Source organism: Pseudomonas sp. NBRC 111133 (assembly GCF_001320605.1).
Taxonomy (GTDB): domain Bacteria; phylum Pseudomonadota; class Gammaproteobacteria; order Pseudomonadales; family Pseudomonadaceae; genus Aquipseudomonas; species Aquipseudomonas monteilii.
In genome coordinates this window covers 1-1,142 of the sequence record NZ_BCBJ01000145.1, presented here as the reverse complement: position 1 = coordinate 1,142, position 1,142 = coordinate 1, and the positions used below count along the sequence as shown (strand labels likewise).

At 52.1% G+C, this 1,142-nt stretch carries 1 protein-coding gene; it reads left to right on the top strand.

What is annotated here, in order from left to right; translation table 11 throughout:
* Window positions 1-204: 204 nt before the first annotated feature.
* A complete protein-coding gene (locus tag APH36_RS28880) occupies window positions 205-1,050 on the top strand; it encodes an AraC family transcriptional regulator (RefSeq protein ID WP_003464995.1) in 846 nt (281 codons plus the stop codon).
* Window positions 1,051-1,142 lie beyond the last annotated feature (92 nt).

Genomic DNA, 1,142 nt, shown 5'->3' with positions numbered 1-1,142 from the left:
GTAAAATAGAAGAGTGAGCACTTGATTTGCTGGTGCTTTCAAACAACGGTGTTGTTTTTTTAACAGCCGAACTGGAAAGGGAGGCTGAGCTGCTCAGTGATCACTTTATCCGTTGGCTGATTTACGCCGGCATGTTCGCTACAGGCACTGAACGACAACGCAGATGGTATGGTCTGTGCGTTCTGACTCGTCAAGGATCGGCCAATGGATCGTTTGTCTAATTTGCTCTCGCGGTTCGGCGTGCGGGCCAATCTGTTCTATGACGGCGACCTATGCGGCTCTGCATCTTACGATGGCGCCGAGCGGCGAGGTTATATCCATCTGCTTCAGGCCGGCAGCGTGACGTTGCTTGGTCCCGATCGCAAGGATTTGCAGCTCACTCGCCCTAGCTTGATTTTTATGCCACGCCCCGCCAAGCATCAATTGTTTGCGGGTGAGTCCGATGGCGCAAAGTTGTTGTGTGCTTCCATGGAGTTTGAGGGCGGAATTGATAATCCTTTGTCGGCTTCATTACCGGACTGTTTGGTGCTCGCACTCGATGATCTGCCCATGCTGGCAGACACGTTGGAGTGGATGTTTGCCGAGGCGGCAAATGTGCATTGTGGAAGGGAAGCCGCGCTTGAGCGCTTATTTGAGCTCCTAATCATTCTGTTGCTCCGTTACCTGCTCGATCATCACCAGTTGCGCACCGGAATGATGGCTGGACTGGCCGACATGCGGCTTGCCCGATCGCTTTTACAGATGCACAACTCCCCGGAACATGCCTGGTCAATAGCAGAGCTGGCCAGTGAGTCAAATATGTCACGCGCTGCGTATGCCGTGCATTTCAAGAGTGTCATCGGACAGACGCCTGCTGATTATTTGTTGAGTTGGCGAGTTAGCCTGGCTCAGAAGCTGATGCGAGAAGGGCGCTCGATTACGCTGATTGCAGCTCAAGTCGGCTACGAAAGTCCTTCGGCGCTGTCTCGCGCATTTAGACGCAAGACGGGGTTGAGCCCTCGTGACTGGTTGAAAGATCTGGCGGGGGAAAATGATGGCAAAAAGGCCTAAGGCATTACTGCCTTAAGCCATTGAAAAAATTATGCATTAATTTTACGTTTTTCCAGTTCAACCAGCGAATGGCCTGCCACAAATATCGAAAC

Coding starts and splice junctions, on each gene's coding strand:
- APH36_RS28880 (WP_003464995.1), top strand. CDS start 205: ATGGATCGTTTGTCTAATTTGCTCTCGCGGTTCGGCGTGCGGGCCAAT.